This window comes from Brachybacterium sp. SGAir0954 (genome assembly GCF_005490785.1).
Lineage (GTDB): Bacteria > Actinomycetota > Actinomycetes > Actinomycetales > Dermabacteraceae > Brachybacterium > Brachybacterium rhamnosum.
In genome coordinates, this window is record NZ_CP027295.1 from 37,503 (window position 1) to 54,586 (window position 17,084).

At 73.6% G+C, this 17,084-nt stretch carries 17 protein-coding genes; 3 read left to right on the forward strand and 14 right to left on the reverse strand.

What is annotated here, in order from left to right; translation table 11 throughout:
- Window positions 1–33: 33 nt before the first annotated feature.
- The gene (locus C1N80_RS00130) at window positions 34–1,260 is read right to left on the reverse strand and encodes an endonuclease/exonuclease/phosphatase family protein (RefSeq protein WP_137768904.1); all 1,227 of its coding nucleotides are present in this window, start codon (window positions 1,258–1,260) and stop codon (window positions 34–36) included.
- Between the two features lie 140 nt (window positions 1,261–1,400).
- On the opposite strand from C1N80_RS00130, the gene C1N80_RS00135 reads away from it, so the two are divergent.
- Window positions 1,401–2,285: an NAD(P)-dependent oxidoreductase gene (locus C1N80_RS00135; protein ID WP_137768905.1), complete on the forward strand. Its 885-nt coding sequence runs from the start codon at window positions 1,401–1,403 to the stop codon at window positions 2,283–2,285.
- A gap of 16 nt (window positions 2,286–2,301) precedes the next feature.
- On the opposite strand, the gene C1N80_RS00140 is transcribed toward C1N80_RS00135, so the two are convergent.
- From C1N80_RS00140 to C1N80_RS00165, 6 genes are all read right to left on the reverse strand, one after another.
- Window positions 2,302–2,838 (reverse strand): AAA family ATPase, encoded by a 537-nt coding sequence (locus C1N80_RS00140; protein ID WP_137768906.1) that lies wholly within the window; start codon window positions 2,836–2,838, stop codon window positions 2,302–2,304.
- On the reverse strand, window positions 2,835–4,514 hold the full coding sequence (locus C1N80_RS00145; protein WP_137768907.1) for an FAD-binding dehydrogenase: 1,680 nt from the start codon (window positions 4,512–4,514) through the stop codon (window positions 2,835–2,837). Before C1N80_RS00145 ends, C1N80_RS00140 begins: the two co-directional genes overlap by 4 nt.
- Window positions 4,511–4,837, reverse strand: coding sequence for a hypothetical protein (locus tag C1N80_RS00150; RefSeq protein ID WP_137768908.1), 327 nt, complete (start codon window positions 4,835–4,837; stop codon window positions 4,511–4,513). Before C1N80_RS00150 ends, C1N80_RS00145 begins: the two co-directional genes overlap by 4 nt.
- A gap of 25 nt (window positions 4,838–4,862) precedes the next feature.
- Window positions 4,863–6,230, reverse strand: coding sequence for a TFIIB-type zinc ribbon-containing protein (locus C1N80_RS00155; RefSeq protein WP_240811168.1), 1,368 nt, complete (start codon window positions 6,228–6,230; stop codon window positions 4,863–4,865).
- 26 nt (window positions 6,231–6,256) lie between these two features.
- Entirely contained in the window at window positions 6,257–7,459 is a 1,203-nt protein-coding gene (locus tag C1N80_RS00160; RefSeq protein ID WP_137771578.1) for an SPFH domain-containing protein, read from the reverse strand.
- A gap of 107 nt (window positions 7,460–7,566) precedes the next feature.
- A complete protein-coding gene (locus C1N80_RS00165; protein WP_137768909.1) occupies window positions 7,567–8,127 on the reverse strand; it encodes a helix-turn-helix domain-containing protein in 561 nt (186 codons plus the stop codon).
- A gap of 87 nt (window positions 8,128–8,214) precedes the next feature.
- Here C1N80_RS00165 and C1N80_RS00170 point away from each other — a divergent pair, with 87 nt between their 5' ends.
- A complete protein-coding gene (locus C1N80_RS00170) occupies window positions 8,215–8,574 on the forward strand; it encodes a hypothetical protein (protein ID WP_137768910.1) in 360 nt (119 codons plus the stop codon).
- Here C1N80_RS00170 and C1N80_RS00175 read toward each other — a convergent pair.
- From C1N80_RS00175 to C1N80_RS00205, 7 genes are all read right to left on the reverse strand, one after another.
- Complete coding sequence (locus C1N80_RS00175; protein ID WP_137768911.1) at window positions 8,564–10,438, reverse strand: ABC transporter ATP-binding protein; 1,875 nt, start codon at window positions 10,436–10,438, stop codon at window positions 8,564–8,566. The two genes, C1N80_RS00170 and C1N80_RS00175, sit on opposite strands and share 11 nt — an antisense overlap.
- A 71-nt stretch (window positions 10,439–10,509) precedes the next feature.
- Window positions 10,510–10,818: a hypothetical protein gene (locus C1N80_RS00180; RefSeq protein ID WP_205750653.1), complete on the reverse strand. Its 309-nt coding sequence runs from the start codon at window positions 10,816–10,818 to the stop codon at window positions 10,510–10,512.
- Window positions 10,819–10,928: 110 nt separating this feature from the next.
- The gene (locus C1N80_RS00185) at window positions 10,929–11,855 is read right to left on the reverse strand and encodes a bile acid:sodium symporter family protein (RefSeq protein WP_137768912.1); all 927 of its coding nucleotides are present in this window, start codon (window positions 11,853–11,855) and stop codon (window positions 10,929–10,931) included.
- A 32-nt stretch (window positions 11,856–11,887) separates the two neighbouring features.
- On the reverse strand, window positions 11,888–12,532 hold the full coding sequence (locus C1N80_RS00190) for a response regulator transcription factor (RefSeq protein WP_137768913.1): 645 nt from the start codon (window positions 12,530–12,532) through the stop codon (window positions 11,888–11,890).
- On the reverse strand, window positions 12,529–13,695 hold the full coding sequence (locus C1N80_RS00195; RefSeq protein ID WP_137768914.1) for a sensor histidine kinase: 1,167 nt from the start codon (window positions 13,693–13,695) through the stop codon (window positions 12,529–12,531). The genes C1N80_RS00190 and C1N80_RS00195 overlap by 4 nt, the downstream gene beginning before the upstream one ends.
- 43 nt (window positions 13,696–13,738) lie before the next feature.
- On the reverse strand, window positions 13,739–14,566 hold the full coding sequence (locus C1N80_RS00200) for an ABC transporter permease (protein WP_137768915.1): 828 nt from the start codon (window positions 14,564–14,566) through the stop codon (window positions 13,739–13,741).
- A gap of 32 nt (window positions 14,567–14,598) precedes the next feature.
- Window positions 14,599–15,513 (reverse strand): ABC transporter ATP-binding protein, encoded by a 915-nt coding sequence (locus tag C1N80_RS00205; RefSeq protein WP_137768916.1) that lies wholly within the window; start codon window positions 15,511–15,513, stop codon window positions 14,599–14,601.
- An 88-nt stretch (window positions 15,514–15,601) separates the two neighbouring features.
- On the opposite strand from C1N80_RS00205, the gene C1N80_RS00210 reads away from it, so the two are divergent.
- Window positions 15,602–17,080 carry an amidohydrolase gene (locus C1N80_RS00210; protein WP_137768917.1) on the forward strand — a complete coding sequence of 493 codons (1,479 nt, stop codon included), beginning with the start codon at window positions 15,602–15,604 and terminating at the stop codon, window positions 17,078–17,080.
- The last annotated feature ends 4 nt before the right edge of the window (window positions 17,081–17,084 follow it).

Genomic DNA, 17,084 nt, shown 5'->3' on the forward strand with positions numbered 1-17,084 from the left:
TAGCGCCCGCTCCCCCTCGGCCGGGCAGCCGGCTCAGCGGCCGGTGATCCGGAGGTCCACCCGCACGAGGCGGTGGTCGGAGGTCGGGAAGGGATGCTCGCCGGTGAGCTCGCTGCCGGCCTCGCCCTTCTTCGGCCAGAAGACGCGGGCGTCGGTGACCTTGAGGTTCTTCGAGGGGAGCACGTAGTCCACGCGGAGGTTCCCGGGGCGCGGGTTCTCGGCGAAGTCCGCGGTGTCGTACCTCGGGTCGGTCCCGTGCTCGAGGTTCACGCCGCCCTGCTCCGTCGCGGCCTCGACCGCGCCGGTGCTCGTGGGGCGGGGGTCCTGGATCCGCGGGTGCTTGAGCAGCTGGTCGATCGCGCCGGGCCAGGAGTCGCCGTCGAGCGGGTCGGAGTTGTGGTCGCCGAGGATCACGAAGGAGGCGCTCGTGTCGAGGCCCCCGGCGACCCCGGCGTCGTCGACGATCCAGCGGGAGACCTTCCCGGCGCGGAGGTAGTCCGCCCACAGCCGGATCTCGTCGTTGTTGCGCCGCCGGTTGCGCTTCTCCGGCCCGTCGAAGCTGGGCGGGGTGGGGTGGGCGCACAGCACGTGGAGCGTCGAGGTGCCGATCTGCACGGGCACGTCCCAGTGGGACTTTGAGCTGAGCCGCAGCTGCGCGGAGATCTCCTCGCCGTAGAACTCGGTGGGGAGGAGGTTGCTGGGCATGTCCTTCCACAGGAGGTTCTGGAAGGTGCGCACCTGCTCGGTGAGGATCGGGAAGCGCGAGAGCAGCAGCATCCCGTACTGGCCGGGGAACTCGCCGTAGCCCCAGGCGTCGTTCGCGCCGCCCACGGTGCCGTCGCGGTCGAGGTCGAGGCCGCTGGGCACACCGGTGTTCACCGGTGCGGAGTACACGTAGGGGTAGTGCACGGGGGTGCAGCCGTTCTGGCTGACCTCGAGGTAGTTGCTGCGGAAGAGGTCCGCGCCGCGGCCGTCCTCGTCGTGGTCGAACTCGTTGACGAGCAGCACGTCGGGGTTGTTCATCTGGATGACCTGGGCGACGGCCCGGATCTGCGCGTCGGTCCCGGACTCGAGGTCCTTCAGGAGCTGCCCGGCGGTGGCGCGGTTCAGCGAGGCGTTGTAGGTCGCGATCCGCACCCCCTCGCCGCGACGCCCGAGGGCCGGCTGGGCGGCGCGGGCCGCGGTGCCCGCGACGGGCACCCCCAGCCCGGCGGCGGCTGCGGCGGCGAGAGCTCCACGACGGGTGATCTTCGAGGTCATGGTCTCCATCATGCACGGCTCCCGGTGCGGCTCGCCAGCCGGGCCGGGCGTCGTGGGTGAACACTCCGAGAATGTCCGCTGCGCCTCCCGAGCGCCGGACCGGCCGTCGCCGGGAACGGTCACGGTGCGAGACTGGCGGCATGAGGATCGCCTTCCTGGGAACCGGACGGATGGGCACCGAGCTGGCCCGTCACCTGTTGACCGAGCACGAGCTGACGGTGTGGAACCGCACCGCCGCCCGCACCGCCCCGCTCGCGGAGGCGGGAGCACGGGTGGCGCCGACGGCGGCGGAGGCCGTGGACGGCGCCGAGCTGATCGTCACCTCGCTCTTCGGACCCGACGCGGTGCGCGAGACGGTGCTCGCGCCCGGGCTGGTCCCCGCGGGCGTGCCGTGGGTGGACACGACGACCGTCTCCCCCGCCGATGCCGACGACTTCGCGGCCGCGGTCCCCACCTACGTCGCCGTGCCCGTGGTCGGCACGCTCGGCCCGGCCCGTGCCGGTGCGCTCGGCGTCTACGTGGGCACGCCGGACGACGCCCTGCGCGAGCAGGTGCTCGGTCTGGTGGCGCCGTGGGCGGATCCGGAGCGGCTGCGGGGCGTGGCCTCCGCTCGGGCCGCGGCGACCGGGAAGCTGCTCGCGAACCTCGCCCTCGCGGTGAGCGCGCAGGGCCTGCGGGAGGCGCTCGCCCTGGGCGCGGCCGCCGGGGTCAGCGACGAGGAGACCCTCGACATGCTCGGCTCGACGGGCCTCGCCTTCATCGCCGGCATGAAGGGCTCCTTCGTGCGCGGCGAGCGCGGCACGGAGGGCGGTGACTTCACGGCCGATGCGATCGCGAAGGACGCCCGGCTCATGATCGACACGGTCGCCTCCGCGTCCGACGGGGCCGAGGGCTGCCGCCCCGGCGCGGACCTCCCTGCCCTGCGCGGGGCTCTCGCCTCCCTCGACGCGGAGATCGCCGCGGGACACGGCGACCACGACTTCTCGACGGTGCTCCTGCCGGGGGCACGCGGCACCGCGGACTGAGACCGGTCGCTCCCGCTCAGAGGCCCGCCGCGGCGAGCACCGCGCGGGCCGTCTCGCGCGGGGAGCCGACCTGCTCCACGGACACGTCCTCCACGGCGGCGGCGTCGAGGATCGCGGTGAGCTCGTCGAAGCGGTCACGGTGCCAGGCGAGGCCCTCGGGATCCAGAGCGTGGCGCTCGCGGAGCCGCTCCCGCACCAGCTCCCGCGGCGTGCGGATCCGCACCACGGTGAGCGGGAGGCCCATGGCCTGCTCGTAGGCGTCGCGGGCGGAGCGCTCCTCGATGACCTCGGCCGCGACGAGCACCTGCGCCCCGGCCTCGAGGTGGATCGCGGAGAGCGCCGTGAGGGCGCGCAGGGTGAGGGCCGCGTGGAAGCGGTCGCCGGGCGGGGCGGGCCAGGCGCGGCGCAGGGCGTCAACGTCGAGGACCGCCCCGGGGATCCCGCGCTCCTCGAGCTCGTCGCCCACCGCGTCGGCCGTGGTCGTCTTGCCGACGCCCACCGCGCCGGTGATCAGCAGCGCGCGGCCGGTGCCGTGCCCGGGGCCCGCGCTCATCGGAGGTCCGCCACGATCCCGCGGCCGGCCTCCCGGCCGGAGAACAGGCAGCCGCCGAGGAAGGTCCCCTCGAGGGCGCTGTGGCCGTGCATGCCGCCGCCGCCGAAGCCGCTCGCCTCCCCCGCCGCGTACAGCCCGGGCAGGGTGCCGGTGCCGTCCGCCCGCTGCACGCGCCCGCCGAGGTCCGTCTCGAGCCCGCCGAGGGTCTTGCGCAGCAGCACGTGCAGGCGCACCGCGATGAGCCCGCCCGCCGCCGGATCCAGCAGGCGGTGCGGGGCGGCCGTGCGGATCAGCCGGTCCCCGAGGTAGCGACGGGCGCCGCGCAGCGCGGTGATCTGCGCGTCCTTGCCGAAGGCGTTGACGACCTCGGCATCGCGGGCGCGGATCGTCCGCTCGAGCGCGACGGCGTCCACGAGCTCCTCCCCCACGAGCGCGTTCATCGCAGCGGTGAGCTCGGGGACGCTCCCCGCCTGCAGGAAGTCCTCGCCGTGGTCGAGGAAGGCCTGCACGGGCCCGGGCGCCCCGGGGCGCACCCGGGCGAGGACCTGCCGCCAGTCGCGGCCCGTGAGATCGGGGTTCTGCTCGCTGCCGGAGAGCGCGAACTCCTTCGCGATGATCGCGGGGGTGAGCACGAACCACGAGTGGTCGTGGCCGGTGGTGCGCAGGTGGCGCAGCGTCGACATGGTGTCGAAGCCGGGGAAGGCCGGGGCGGGCAGTCGCTGCCCGCGGGCGTCCACCCAGAGCGAGGAGGGGCCGGGGAGGATGCGGATGCCGTGCCCGCGCCACACCGGGTCCCAGTTCCTCACGCCCTCGGTGTAGTGCCACATGCGCCGCTGGTGGATCCAGCTGCCGCCCGCGGCGTGGGCGGCGATCATGCCGCTGCCGTCCACGCTCTCCGGCACCCCGTGGACGATGTCGTGCGGCATGGTGCCGAGCTCCTCGGGCCAGCGCTCCCGCACGAGCTCCGCGTTCCCGCCGATCCCGCCGGTCGCGACGAGCACCGCGGGCGCGCGGAGCTCGAACTCCCCCACGACCTCGCGGCTCGATCCGCTGCCGCGCGGCGCGGGGTCCTCGGCGAGCACGTCTCCGCGCACGCCGACGGCGCGACCGCCCTCGACGAGCACCTCGGTGACCGCGCGCCGGGTGAGCAGACGCACCTGCCCGCTCGCACGGAGCTCGGCGAGGCGGCGGGCGAAAGGCTCGACGACGCCGGGACCGGTGCCCCAGGTGACGTGGAAGCGGGGCACCGAGTTCCCGTGCCCCTCGGCGCGGCCGTCGCCGCGCTCCGCCCAGCCCACGACGGGGAAGCTGCGATGCCCCAGGGCATGCAGCCAGGAGCGCTTCTCCCCCGCCGCGAACTGCAGGTAGGCCTCCGCCCAGCGGCGGGGCCAGTGGTCCTCGGGGGAGTCGAAGGCGGCGGTGCCGAGCCAGTCCTGCCGGGCGAGGTCGAGGCTGTCGCGGATGCCGAGGCGGCGCTGCTCGGGGGTGTCGATCATGAACAGCCCGCCGAAGCTCCACCAGGCCTGCCCGCCGAGGTCCTGCTCGCCCTCCCGCTCGAGCAGCAGCACGCTCCGCCCGCCCCGGGCGATCTCGCACGCCGCGACGAGGCCGGCGAGCCCGGCGCCGACGACGATCGCGTCGGCCTCGCCCGCACCGGCCCCGCGCGGGGTGGTCATCGCACCTGGATCCGCTGCACCCGCACGAGGTGGTCGTCCTCGTTGGAGCCGTTCATCCGGCGCGAGCGCTGGCGGTTGTTCGAGCCCACGCGACGATCGGCGCTCCTGAGGTTGCCGACCGAGACCTCCGTCTTGCGCTCGAACTCGTGGCGCTTGTCGGTGTTGCGGTAGAAGCGATAGATCCCGAGGTACACCGCGATGAAGACGGCGGGCCCCGCGAGGAAGGGGAAGAGGATCCCGGCGGAGCCGTCCCCGGAGGAGTTCCCGGCCAGCAGCGTGGTGACGCCGGGATCGCCGGTGAGGGCGAGCAGCAGGTCGTTCATGGGGTCCTGTCCTTCCGGTGCGAGCTCAGCTGAGGAACCAAGCCAGGCCGATCGCCCCGCCGATCACGGCGGCGAGCGTCCCGAGGACGCACGAGAGCGCGAAGATCAGCGGGTGGGAGACGGGCACGGAGCCCATCGTGTTGCCGTTGCGGCCGTTGACGGCGATGTAGTGGATCAGGGAGCCGTCGCCCTTGGCGCTGTCCGCGTAGCTGTACAGCCACACCGGCACGTACACGGACACCCAGCGGGTGCCGCGCACGGCGACGCCCTCCTGCTCCCAGCGCACCCCGCGGTCGAAGTTCGCGACGGTGGGCTGCACCTTGGAGCGGGCGATCGCGAGGAAGTCCTCCTCGACGTCCTGGTCGAGGTCGCGGACGTTGAGGTCACGGCGCTCGGAGGTGAAGCCGGTGAGGTAGCTCGAGTTGTAGACGACGGCGTTCGCCGTGTCGTACGGCTGGACAGCATTGAGGACGTTGTTCGTCGCCTGGGAGGCGTCCTCCGCCTGGAAGCGGCGGGCGGACTCGACGGCGAGGTCGTTGACGAGCAGGTCGAAGCCGCGCTGGACCTGGTAGACGTCCGCGTCGTAGTACTGCTCGGTGACGTAGTTGTCCCCCACCTTGCGGCGCACCGTGTACGAGCGGGTCGTGACCTCGCCCGTGCCGCGCAGCTCGGCGTGCATGTTGCCGTCGACCACCATGTAGGGGATGTAGACGCCCATGACGTTCTCGGGCACGAACTCGCGCTTGAAGCGGGGGCTCGCGAAGGAGCGGCGCTTGTCGACGAAGGCGGAGATCCGCTCGACGGCCTCCTCCCGGGTGAGGAGGAAGGGCAGCACGGCGTCGGGCACGGCCCCGCCGGGGATCTGGCTGTTGACGGAGAGGGTCTGCCGGCACCAGTGGCAGCGGGACTGCATCTGCTCGGCGATGTTGATGACGACCTCGGCGCCGCAGCCCTGGCACTTCAGGGTGACGGTGGTGAGGTCCTCACGGACGTCGGCCGTGCCGGAGGCGAGGGTGTGGCCCTGCAGCTCCGCGATCGAGGAGTCCAGGCCGAACTTCTGCTCCGCGACCTCCTCGTTCCAGTGGTGGCGGCAGTACGCGCACTCGAGCGCGCGGGCGGGGATCGAGTAGCGGATCTCCGCGCTGCCGCAGCGCGGGCACTTGTGCAGGCCGTCGCCCACGGAGGAGCTCGTGTCGACGACGCGGTCGCCGCCTGCCGGCGGTCCCGTCGGGACCTGCGGGTCGGCGGGCTGCTGCGGAGGGGCGGCCTGCTGCGGGGGCGCAGGCGACCGCTCCCCCTGCGGCGGGGTGGGCTGCCGCTGCGGGGCGGGCGGGCCGCCGGGCCCCTGGGTGGGGCCCGACGGCTGCTGCCAGGGCGGCTGCTGCGGGGGCACGGACATGACGGTTCAGCGGCCTCCGGTCACAGACCCAGGGCGTTCTTCTTCGCCGCCTCGTAATCGGCCTCGGAGATGAGCCCCTGGTCGAGCATCTGCTTGTACTGGGCGAGCTTCGCGACCGGGTCGTCACCGCGGCCCTGGGCGGGCGCCTGCTGCTGGGGGGCCGTCTGCTGCTGAGGCTGCTGCTGCGGGACGCCGGTCTGCTGGACGGGGTTCACGAGGCCGCCCGCGGCGCCCGCGCCGGCGCCGAACATGGCCAGGCCCGCGCCGCCGCCGTTCTCCCCCGCGGCCTGCACGCCGCGCGCGACGGACTGGTTGAGGTAGGACTGCGAGCGGGCGCCGGAGAGCGCATCGGCCTTCTGCACCTCGGTGAGCAGCTCGCGGGTGCGCTGGTCGTACTCGATGGAGACGATCGCGGTCTTCACGATCGCGAGGCCGCGATCGGTGGACCAGCGGTAGTTCTCCTCGACGGCGGCGGAGAGCGACTGCGCGAAGCCCACGGAGTCACCCTGGATCTTCGTGATCCGGTTGCCCTTGTCGGGATCGTTCGTGTACTTCGAGAAGGCGGCGGCGAGCGAGCCGACGACCTCCTGGAAGAGCTGGCCGCCCGCGGGGTTGTCCACGTCGCCGAAGTCGAAGACCGGGGCGTTCGCGGAGAGGTACGTCGCGGGCAGGAAGTTGTGCACGAACAGCAGCGGGTCCACGATCCGCAGCGTGTACGAGCCGCGGGTCACGGCGCCCACCTGGGCGTTGAGGTACGCGTCGTCCCAGTAGATCTCCGACTGCGTGCCGAAGCGGTTGTCCGGGATCTCCTTGAGGTTCACGTAGAACGCGAGCTGCTGGGAGGTGGGGCGGCCGCCGAACTTGAACCGCTCCCAGGACATGCCGATCGTCGAGGCGAGGAAGCCCTCCCCCGCGAACACGGACTGGGCGTCCGGTGAGGAGTCGGAGAACTCGTAGCCGCCGGCCTCGGTGATGAGCGCCGTCGCGCGGCCGTCGATCACGGTGATCAGGCCGTAGCCCTGCGGGACCACGATCTTCGAGCCGTTGGTGATGACGTTCTCGCTGCCGCGGGTGTTCGAGCCGCGCCCCGCGTTCGTCCCCCGCGGCACCGCGGCGAACAGCGCCGCCGTCGGCGGGAGGCCGTCGGGGACCGTCAGGAAGTCCTTCCACTGGTCCGCGAGCATGCCGCCGAGAGCGCCCTTGAATGCCTGGATGAAGCCCATGGTGTCTCCTTCGATATCCCCCGTCATGTGACGCGCACCATCGTAGCGGCGGGCCCTGGACATCAGCAGGACAGCAGCTGGGCCCGAGCTCCCGGCGGGCCCGGGGTTCAGTCCTGAGTGCTCGCGGCCGACGGGGGCTCGGGGGGCTCGGGCAGCAGCACGGTCGCGAGGCTCACGCGGTGCTTCCCCTCGCCGCCGTCCTCGAGGTACGGGGCGAGGAGCGCGGCGAAGCCCTCCTGGATCGCGGCGAGGTCGTCGGCGTCGACGTGGATCGGCCCGCGGCCGAAGCCCCAGAGCTCGCGCAGGGCGGGGGCGTCGGCCGCGAGGGCGCGGTCCGCGTCGGCCGCGAGGTCGGCGAGGAAGACGCGCAGGGCGGAGGCGAGCTGGGCGGTGCTCATGGCCCGCAGGCCCTCCTGGTCCACGTGGGCGAGGGCGTCGCCGAGGGCGAGGGTGCGCTCGGTCGCGCCGCGCACGCGCCGCTCCTCGACCACGGTGACGACGCCCGCGTCGAGGAGCGCGGTGACGTGGCGGTAGAGGGTCGCCTGGGTGACGTCGGGCAGCGCCTCGCGGAGCTGGGCGGTGGTGCGCGTGCGGCCGCCGAGCTGCTGGACGATCCGCGAGCGCACGGGGTGCAGGACGAGGTCGAGGGCGGAGGGATCCGAGGGCATGCCTTCCCCAATCATTCTCACACTGATAACGTTCTCGTTATGAGACCAGTCTATCGGGACGGGTCACGAGAAGGAGCGGTGAGGACGATGACGCACACCAGGCTCGAGAGCACCCAGCTCACCATCGAGTTCCCCGGATGGGAGGCGATGATGACCGGCCGGTCGCGGATGGCGGTGCCGCTCACCGCGGTGCGCGGCGTCCGCGCCGAGGAGGGGTGGACCCACGAGGTGCTCGGGATCCGCAGCGGGCTCGTGGTCTCCGGGTTCCGCAAGCTCGGCACCTTCCGCCACCCGGACGGCACCCGCCGGCTCGTCGCGATGCGCCGCGGCATGCCGCTGCTGCGCCTCGCCGTGGACCGGGACGTGACCGGCGTGGACGAGATCCTCGTGAGCACCCCCGAGGCGGCCCGCCTCGCCCGGATGCTCGCCGCGCCCGTCAGCCGGTGATGCCGAACTTCGCCAGGCGCTTGGTCTGCCCCGAGTCCTGCAGCGCGAGCAGCTGTGCGTAGATGCCGCCCGAGGCCGCGAGCTCCGCCGGGGTGCCGATCTCGTCGATCCGGCCGTCCTCGAGCGTGATGATGCGGTCCACCGCGGCGATCGTCGAGAGGCGGTGCGCGATGATCAGCGAGGTGCGCCCCTCCATCAGCTCGTCCAGGCCCCGCTGGACCTGCCGCTCCGCCTTCGTGTCGAGCGCCGAGGTCGCCTCGTCGAGCACGAGCACCGGCGCGTCCTTGAGGATCGCGCGGGCCACGGCGATGCGCTGGCGCTGACCGCCCGAGAGCTTGAGCCCCCGCTCGCCGATCAGCTGCTCGTAGCCGCCGGGGAAGCGGCGGATGAAGGCGTCCGCGTTCGCGCGGCGCGCGGCGTCCGCCACCTCCTCCTGGCTCGCCCCCGGGCGGCCGTAGGCGATGTTCTCCGCGATCGTGCCGGAGAACAGCGAGGCGTCCTGGAAGACGACGCCGATCCGCGAGCGCAGGGCGTCCAGCGGCAGCTGCTCCGTGTCCAGGCCGCCCACCTCGACCCGGCCCTCGCGCGGCTCGTAGAGCCCGAGCAGCAGGTTGACGATCGTGGACTTGCCGCCGCCGGACTCCCCCACGAGCGCGACCTTCTCCCCGCGGTCCACCGCGAAGTCGATCCCGTGCAGCACGTCCTCGCCGTCCTCGTAGGCGAAGTCGACGCCGCGGAAGGCGATGACGGGAGCACCGGGCACCGAGTCGAGGGTGCCGACGGCCGCGGAGCCGGGAGCGCGCCGCGGCTCCTCGGCCCCGGCCCCGCCGGAGCCGTCGGAGCTGTCGGCGTCCTCCTGGGCGGCGAGCATCGCCGCGGTGCGGGCGTCGACCGGGGTCGCCATGACGCGGAAGTAGTCCTTCGAGCCGGCGATCGCGCGCTGCGAGGCGTCGATGACCCAGCTCATCGACTCGACCGGCTGGCGGGCCATGCTCATGAGCTGGATCAGCAGCACCATCTCGCCGAGCGTGAAGTGGCCCTGCACGGTGCGGGTGAAGATGATCGCGTACACCGCGAAGAAGATGATGTTGAGGACCGCGCGGCGCAGCACGTCCATCGAGTGCCAGTGCGTCGACTGGGCGCGGGTGGTGGCGTCCGTGGAGCGGAAGCGGCGCGAGAAATCGCCGAGCTCACCGCGCTCGCGCACGAAGGACTTCACGACCCGGATCTGGCCGATCACCTCGGCGAAGCGCCCCGAGGCGATGTCGATCTCGGTGTTCTTCTCGCCCTCGAGCCTCTGCCACTTCACCGAGGTGAGCGAGGTGAGCCAGACGTAGATCGGGAACACGATGATCAGCAGCACCGCGAGCGGCCAGAAGTAGAAGGCGCTGATGCCGAGCACGGCCGCGGTCGTGATGAGCATGGTCGCGAACGAGTTCGACATCGTCTTCGCGAACTGCGAGATCTCCGCGATGGAGCGGTTCAGACGGGCGACGATCGTGCCCGTCAGCTCCGTGTCGAACCAGCGCTGCGGCAGATGCAGCAGCTTGTCGTAGTAGCGGACCGAGAGGATCGTGCGCAGGCGGTTCGCCATGACGTCGCCGAACCAGCCGCCGACGTTGGAGACGACGGTCGTGGCGAGCTCGACGGCGAGCAGCGCCCCGGCGAGCCAGAGCACGGTGCGCACGGCGTCACCGGTGGCGAGGTCGCCGCCGACGGCGCCCGCGACGGTGTCCGTGGCGCGGCCGATGATGAAGGGGACGGCGAGGTTCGCGACGGCGGTGAGCACCGAGGCCGCGATGATCGTCAGGTAGAGGGGGGTGAGGGAGCGCGTGAACCGCACGATGCGGAGGAGGGACGACACGGTCCCAGGCTAGGCGCTGGGACCGACCCGCGACGCGGCCGGGCCCTCCCGTTCACCGAGCGCGGAACGGCTCAGAGCGCGGCGAGGTCCGCCAGCAGCCGCTCGACCATGGCGTGCTCCGAGAGCTCCTCGCCGAGCACCACCTCGCCGGGCGCACCGAGCAGGTCGTGGGGCTCGTACCAGGAGGCGACCGTCGGCCCGTCGACGTGCCCGGCGATGGGCTTGGTCGCATGGCGTCGGAGGGTCTCGGGCAGGCTCACGTCGAGGTAGTAGACGAGCGCGGGGCCGTCGTGGCCGGCGAGCAGGCCCTGCATCATGGGGCCGTAGGTGGCCTGCGTGAAGATGCCCTCGAGGATCACGAGCACGGACAGCGACGGCATGCACCGAGGCTAACGGGGCACGGCGCGGGGACGCGGACACTCGAGCGACGCCTGCTTCCCGACAGGGGAAGCAGACGTCGCTCGACCGCAGGGTGAGCGGGCGGGGGCGGTCAGTCCGAGCGGGGGCCGACGATCCCCAGCAGCACGCCGACGGTGATCCTCTCCCCGTCGCGGCGGCGTCGCACCGTCCCGGTGACCAGGGCGTAGGGCACGAGCAGGACGAAGCCCACGGCGCTCAGCACGAGGATCGCGACGACCACCGACGGGTCGATGCCGTCCCCGCGGGCGACGAGCAGCGCGGCGGCGATGTTGCGCTGGCTCGAGAGGATCGCGGGGCCATCGGGCACGGTGAGCGTGGGGCCGGCGAGGTCCCCCGCGGCGCGGCCGGCGACGAAGGCCATGGCCACGAGCCCGGCGGCGACGAGCAGCGCGGGCGAGAGCATGAGCTCGATGACGACGCCCGAGTTCGCGCCGAAGCCCGAGAGGAACATGAGCACCGCGGAGACCGCCGCCGCGGCGCCGGCCACGCGGGCCATCCGGTCCGCGCGCCGCGGGAACACAGCGGCGAGCACGATCCCCGCGATCATCGGCGAGAGCATCGTGCCGAGCAGCAGCCGTGCGACCGCCCAGCCGTCGACCTCGACGTCCTGCAGGAGGAAGGGCACGACGATCGGCATGAAGACGATCGACCCGAGCAGCAGCACCGTCATCGGCCCCGCGGTCTCGCCGTAGGGGATGCGGGCCATCGCCCCGAGCTGCAGCACGAAGGGGGCGCCGGCGGCGCACAGGGCGATGACGAAGCCCTCCCCCGTCTGCGCGGGCAGGATCCCGCTCAGCAGCCACAGCACGAGCGTGCCCACGGCGGGGACGACGACGAAGTTCGCGCCGAGCACCGCGAGCACGGTGCGGCGGTCCCGGAGCTGGGCGCCGAAGGATCGCAGCGGTGTGCGCAGCCCCATCGACAGCATCGAGGCGATCGCGAAGACGGGGACGCTGACATGGATCAGCCCCACCAGGATGTCCTCGATCGCACGCACCGCAGAAGCCTACGCGGCCCCGGTGCCGGGCGTCAGAGCCAGCCGTTGTCCGTGGCGGAGCGCACCGCCTCGGCGCGGTTGGTGACGCCGAGCTTGCCGATCACGGAGGAGAGGTGGTTGCGCACGGTCCCCTCGGAGAGGAACACGCGCGCCGCGATGTCACCGGTGGTCCCGCCGAGCGCGGCGGCGCGCAGCACCTCGGTCTCCTTCGCGGAGAGCGGGTTCGGGCCGGCGGCGAGGGACTGTGCGGCGAGCTCGGGGTCCACGACGCGCAGGCCCTGGTGCACGCGCCGCACCGCGTCGACGAGCCGCTCGACGGGGGCGTCCTTGACCATGAAGCCGCCTGCGCCGGCCTCGAGGGTCCGGCGCAGGTAGCCGGCGCGGCCGAAGGTCGTCAGCACGATCACGCGGGTCGGCGAGCCGGAGGCGTGCAGGCGCTCGGCGACCTCGAGGCCGTCGGCCGGGCCGGGCTCGCCGCCCGCCCGGGTGCCGGCAGGCATCTGCACGTCCAGGAGCAGGACGTCCGGCCGGGCCTCCTCGACGAGGTCGAGGGTCTCCGCGCAGGTCGCCGCCTCGCCGATGACCTCGAGGTCGCTCTCGAGGCGGAGCAGCGCGGCGAGGCCGCTGCGGAGGATGGCCTGGTCGTCGGCGAGCGCGACGTGGAGCGGGGCGGTCATGCGGGGACTCCTTCGGTGAGGCGCGGGAGGCGCGCGGTGAGCCGCGTGCCGGTGTCGTCGGAGTCCACGTCGAGGGTGCCGCCGTGCTCCTCGACGCGGCGCGCGAGGCCCGCGAGGCCGCTGCGGGCGCGACCCTCGGGGATGCCGGCGCCGTCGTCGGCGACCTGCACGAGGTCCTCCTCGAGACGGATCATGCAGCGGGACGCGCGGGCGTGGCGCACCACGTTCGTGACGCCCTCGCGGATGACGTAGCCGAACAGCTCGGCGCGGTCGTCCGGCAGTGCGGGCAGGGCCGGGGGCACCTCCGGCCTCACGCCCGCCGCCTCGAGCACGCTGCGGGAGGAGGCGATCTCGCTCGCGGCGCGCACCTGCTGCATGCCGCTCGCCGTGGTGCGGACGTCCGCGAGGGACTGCCGGGAGATCCTCTCGATCTCGGCGAGCTGCGCCTTCGCCGCGGCGGGGTCCGCGTCCAGGAGCCGCTGGGCGAGCTGCGCGGAGACCGTGATGGTGGTGAGGGAGTGGCCGAGGATGTCGTGGAGGTCGCGGCCGATCCGCTCGCGCTCCGCGGCGACGGCGAGGACGGCGCTGCGCCGCTCCGCCGCGTCGAGCTTCTCCTGCAGGATCGAGCGCTCGATCCCCTCGGCGACGCCGAGGGAGAGCACGACGCCCACGAGCGCGAGGATGATCGCGATCGGCTGCTCAAGGACGACGGCGATCGGCACCGCGACCGCGGCGAGGCCCGGCACCACGAACCTCGCCACCCTGATCGGCAGCAGGATCCCGTGCATGACCTGCACGAACATGATCATGTAGAGGATCTCGCCGTGGATCAGGAGACCCAGCAGGCCCAGCACGACCCAGCTCGCGCCGAGCCAGACGAGGCGGTCCCGCACCGGGTAGGCGCGCATCCCCGCCGTGTACGCGAACAGCAGCGCGTAGAGGAGGCACAGCGCGGTGACGACCACGGCCCGCACGGGCGACAGCTCGGTCCACGCGGGGATCAGCACGTAGAGCAGGAAGAGCAGCGAGGGCGCGTTGTAGGCGAGGGCCCCGGAGGCCCGCGCCGCCTGGTGGACGCCGCGCGGCGTGCGCGGGAACTCGAGCCCGACGGCGCCGGCCGTGCGGGACCGTCGTCGTCGCCGGCGCGCGGTCTCGGTGGTCATGGCCCCAGTCTCCCCTCTCCTGCTCCGCCGCGGTGGCGGGGCGTCAGCGTCGGGAGGCGCCGCGGGCGGCGCGGCGCAGCAGCAGCGCGCAGACCAGCGCGAGGCCGACCGCCCACGCGGCGAGCGTCACGACGCCGCGCACGGGCAGGTCCTCTCCGATGATCCCGCAGGCGCCGAGCCGGCCGAGCCAGTAGGTGGGCGTGTACAGCGAGACGCTCTGCAGCCAGTCGGGGAACATCTCGAAGGGAAACCAGAGGCCGCCCACGAGGGCCAGCATCATCATGCCGATCGTGGTGACGGGGCCGACGGCGCTCGGCTTGAGCGCGAGCCCCACGGCGAGGCCCAGCAGGACCAGCGGGACCATGCCGACCCAGAGGGTGAGCAGGGAGCGCGTGAGCTCGAGGGCGCTGAGGTTGATCCCGGCGAGCAGGATGCCCGCGAGGAACACGCCGAACAGGGCGGGCAGCACGACGACCATCGCGGCGACGAGCTTCCCGGCGACGAAGCTGCGGGGCATGAGCCCGGCGACCATGAGCTGGCGCAGCCAGCCGTTGCTGCGCTCGGTCTGGATGATCGCGCCCGCGTTGATCGCGGCGCCGAGGCCGCCGTACGCGGCCATGTTCACCATGATGAAGGTGCCGACGCTCTGCCCGGCCTCCCCGGAGGCCTGGGTGCCGTAGATCTGGTTGAACATGAGGAACAGCAGCACGGGCAGGGCGATCGTGAAGAACACGAACATGCCGTTGCGCAGGGTGGTGCGGGTCGTGGCGACGGCGTAGCGGGCGGTGCGCACGAGCTGCGGGACGGTGCGCGGCCCGGCGAGGGTGTGCGAGACGGGAACGGGCTCCGCGGCGGCGGGGACGGCGGTCATGACGGGCTCCTGGGTGTCGGGATGCGGGCTGGTCAGTGAGTGGTGAGCTGGAGGAACGCGTCCTCGAGGCTCGGGGTCGTCACGGCGATGTCGCGCGCCGCGCCGGTCGCGCCGAGGCCCCCGGGCGCGAACAGGGCCGCGAGGGTCGCGTCGGAGTCGGTGGTCGCGAGGCGCAGCCGGCCGTCCTCGAGCAGGTCGACGGCGCTCACGCCGGGCAGGGCCGCGAGCGGGGCGGCGTCGGTCGCGCCGCCGCGGAGGGCGAGGGTGAGGACCCGCCCGCCGATCCGCTCCTTGATCTGGGCGCCGGTGCCGTCGGCGACGATGCGGCCGCGGTCCATGACGACGACGCGGCCGGCCTCCTGGTCCGCCTCCTCGAGGTAGTGGGTCGCGAAGACGACGGTGCGGCCCTCCGCGGCGACGTGGCGCATGCGCTCCCAGAAGCGGCGGCGGGTCTCGACGTCCATCGCGACCGTCGGCTCGTCCAGCAGGATCACCTCCGGGTCCGGCAGGAGGGCGAGGGCGAAGCGGACGCGCTGGGCCTCGCCGCCGGAGAGGCGGGAGGTGCTCCTGAGGAGCAGGCCGGAGACGTCGGCCCGCTCGATGACGTCGTCGAGCGGGAGCGGATGCGCGCAGACCCCGGCGACGAGCGAGAGCAGCAACCGCACGGGCACGTCCTCGAGCAGCGTGCCGTTCTGGAGCATCGCGCCGACGCGTCCCTCCTGGGCGGCGGTCACGGGGGCGGTGCCGCACACCTCGACGGTGCCGGAGTCCGGGGTGGCGAGGCCGAGGATCATCTCGGTGGTGGTGGACTTGCCGGCGCCGTTGGGGCCCAGCAGGGCGAGCATCTGGCCGCGGGGGACGGTGAGGTCCACGTGGTCCACGGCGGTGAGCTCGCCGAAGCTCTTCGTGAGCCCGGTGAGAGCGAGGGCGGGGGTCGTGTCGTTCATGGCTCCACCCTCCGCCGGGGAGGCGGGGCGGGCCCATCGGCCGCCGTCACGACCTGCCCATGACGGCTGTCATGGGTACCCTGCCGGGGTGCTCGTGCGTGACGTGCGCCTGCTCGGCGCCTCCTCCCCCGTGGACCTGCTGCTGCGTGACGGCCTGATCGCCGCGATCGGCCCCGACCTGCCGCGGGAGGGCGAGGAGATCCTCGATGCGGGCGGCGCGATCGCGATCCCCGGCCTGTGGGACCACCACGTGCACGCGGGGCAGACGGCGCAGGGCTACGCCCGGCTCGACACCTCCGCCGCGAGCTCCGCGGAGGAGGTCGTGCGACTGGCACAGGAGGCGCTCGCGGCGCGGGAGCCGCACGACCGCTCCGCGCTCGTGGGCTTCGGGCACCGGCTCGTGGACCTCACCGGGGAGCCGACGGTCGCCGCGCTCGACGCGATCGGCGGTGACGAGGGGAGCGGAGTGCCGATCGTGCTGATCGGCGGGGACGCGCACCACGCCTGGATGAGCTCCGCCGCGCTCCGGGGCCTGGGCCTGCCGCCGCGCACGGGGATCGTCGCGGAGGACGAGTGGTTCGACGCGGTTCCGCACCTCGACGACCTGCCCGGCGTCGCCGCCGGCCTCGCCGCGGGCATCGTCCGCCTGCAGGAGGACGCGCTGGCCTGCGGGCTCGTGGGGCTCACGGACATGGAGTGGGCGGAGAACTGGCGGCTGTGGCAGGGGCGCGGGGCGCGCATGCGGGTGCGCGCGGCGACCTACGCCTCGGGGCTCGCCACGGTGCCGGGGCCGACGGGCACGCCGCTCACGGCCGACGGTCTCGTGACGATGGGCCCGCTCAAGGTCATCGCGGACGGCTCCCTGGGCTCCCGCTCCGCCTACTGCCGCCATCCCGGAGGTCCGGTCGGTGTGCTCAGCGACTACGCCCACGAGCTGCCCGCCCTGCTGGGCCGTGCGGCGGCCCTCGGTCTCGAGCCGGCGGTCCACGCGATCGGCGACGCGGCGGTGGGCGTGGTGCTCGACGCCTTCGCGGGTGCGGGCGTCACGGGCCGGATCGAGCATGCGCAGCTGCTCGCGGAGGAGGACGTGGCCCGGATGGCGGCGCTCGGGGTGCGCGCCTCGGTGCAGCCCGCTCACCTGCTGGACGACCGTGACCCCACCGAGGAGTTCCTGCCGGGCGCCGCGCACCTCGCCTACCGCTTCCGCGACCTGGCGGAGGCGGGGGTGGAGCTGCTGCTGGGCTCGGACTCGCCGGTCGCGCCGGTGGACCCGTGGCTCGCGATGGCCGCGGCGGTGCACCGCAGCGCCGATCACCGGCCCGGCTGGTTCCCCGCCCAGCAGCTGCAGCCGCGCGAGGCGCTCGCCGCCTCGACCGACGGGATCCGCTCCCTCGCCGTGGGCGGCCCCGCGGACCTCGTGCTGCTCGCGGAGGATCCCTTCGGTGACGTGCCCCTCGGGGCCGATGGTCTCCTCGTGGACACCGCCGCCCGCGAGGCGGCGGCGCGGCTCCGCGCGGTGCGCCCGCTCGCGACCCTCGTCGCCGGAGGCCTCGCCTTCTCCCGCTGAGGGT

What these genes read in the sequence shown, in the direction of transcription:
- C1N80_RS00130 (WP_137768904.1), bottom strand. Translation starts at nt 1,260, where the DNA reads ATGACCTCGAAGATCACCCGTCGTGGAGCTCTCGCCGCCGCAGCCGCC.
- C1N80_RS00135 (WP_137768905.1), top strand. Translation starts at nt 1,401, where the DNA reads ATGAGGATCGCCTTCCTGGGAACCGGACGGATGGGCACCGAGCTGGCC.
- C1N80_RS00140 (WP_137768906.1), bottom strand. Translation starts at nt 2,838, where the DNA reads ATGAGCGCGGGCCCCGGGCACGGCACCGGCCGCGCGCTGCTGATCACC.
- C1N80_RS00145 (WP_137768907.1), bottom strand. Translation starts at nt 4,514, where the DNA reads ATGACCACCCCGCGCGGGGCCGGTGCGGGCGAGGCCGACGCGATCGTC.
- C1N80_RS00150 (WP_137768908.1), bottom strand. Translation starts at nt 4,837, where the DNA reads ATGAACGACCTGCTGCTCGCCCTCACCGGCGATCCCGGCGTCACCACG.
- C1N80_RS00160 (WP_137771578.1), bottom strand. Translation starts at nt 7,459, where the DNA reads ATGGGCTTCATCCAGGCATTCAAGGGCGCTCTCGGCGGCATGCTCGCG.
- C1N80_RS00165 (WP_137768909.1), bottom strand. Translation starts at nt 8,127, where the DNA reads ATGCCCTCGGATCCCTCCGCCCTCGACCTCGTCCTGCACCCCGTGCGC.
- C1N80_RS00170 (WP_137768910.1), top strand. Translation starts at nt 8,215, where the DNA reads ATGACGCACACCAGGCTCGAGAGCACCCAGCTCACCATCGAGTTCCCC.
- C1N80_RS00180 (WP_205750653.1), bottom strand. Translation starts at nt 10,818, where the DNA reads ATGCCGTCGCTGTCCGTGCTCGTGATCCTCGAGGGCATCTTCACGCAG.
- C1N80_RS00190 (WP_137768913.1), bottom strand. Translation starts at nt 12,532, where the DNA reads ATGACCGCCCCGCTCCACGTCGCGCTCGCCGACGACCAGGCCATCCTC.
- C1N80_RS00195 (WP_137768914.1), bottom strand. Translation starts at nt 13,695, where the DNA reads ATGACCACCGAGACCGCGCGCCGGCGACGACGACGGTCCCGCACGGCC.
- C1N80_RS00200 (WP_137768915.1), bottom strand. Translation starts at nt 14,566, where the DNA reads ATGACCGCCGTCCCCGCCGCCGCGGAGCCCGTTCCCGTCTCGCACACC.
- C1N80_RS00205 (WP_137768916.1), bottom strand. Translation starts at nt 15,513, where the DNA reads ATGAACGACACGACCCCCGCCCTCGCTCTCACCGGGCTCACGAAGAGC.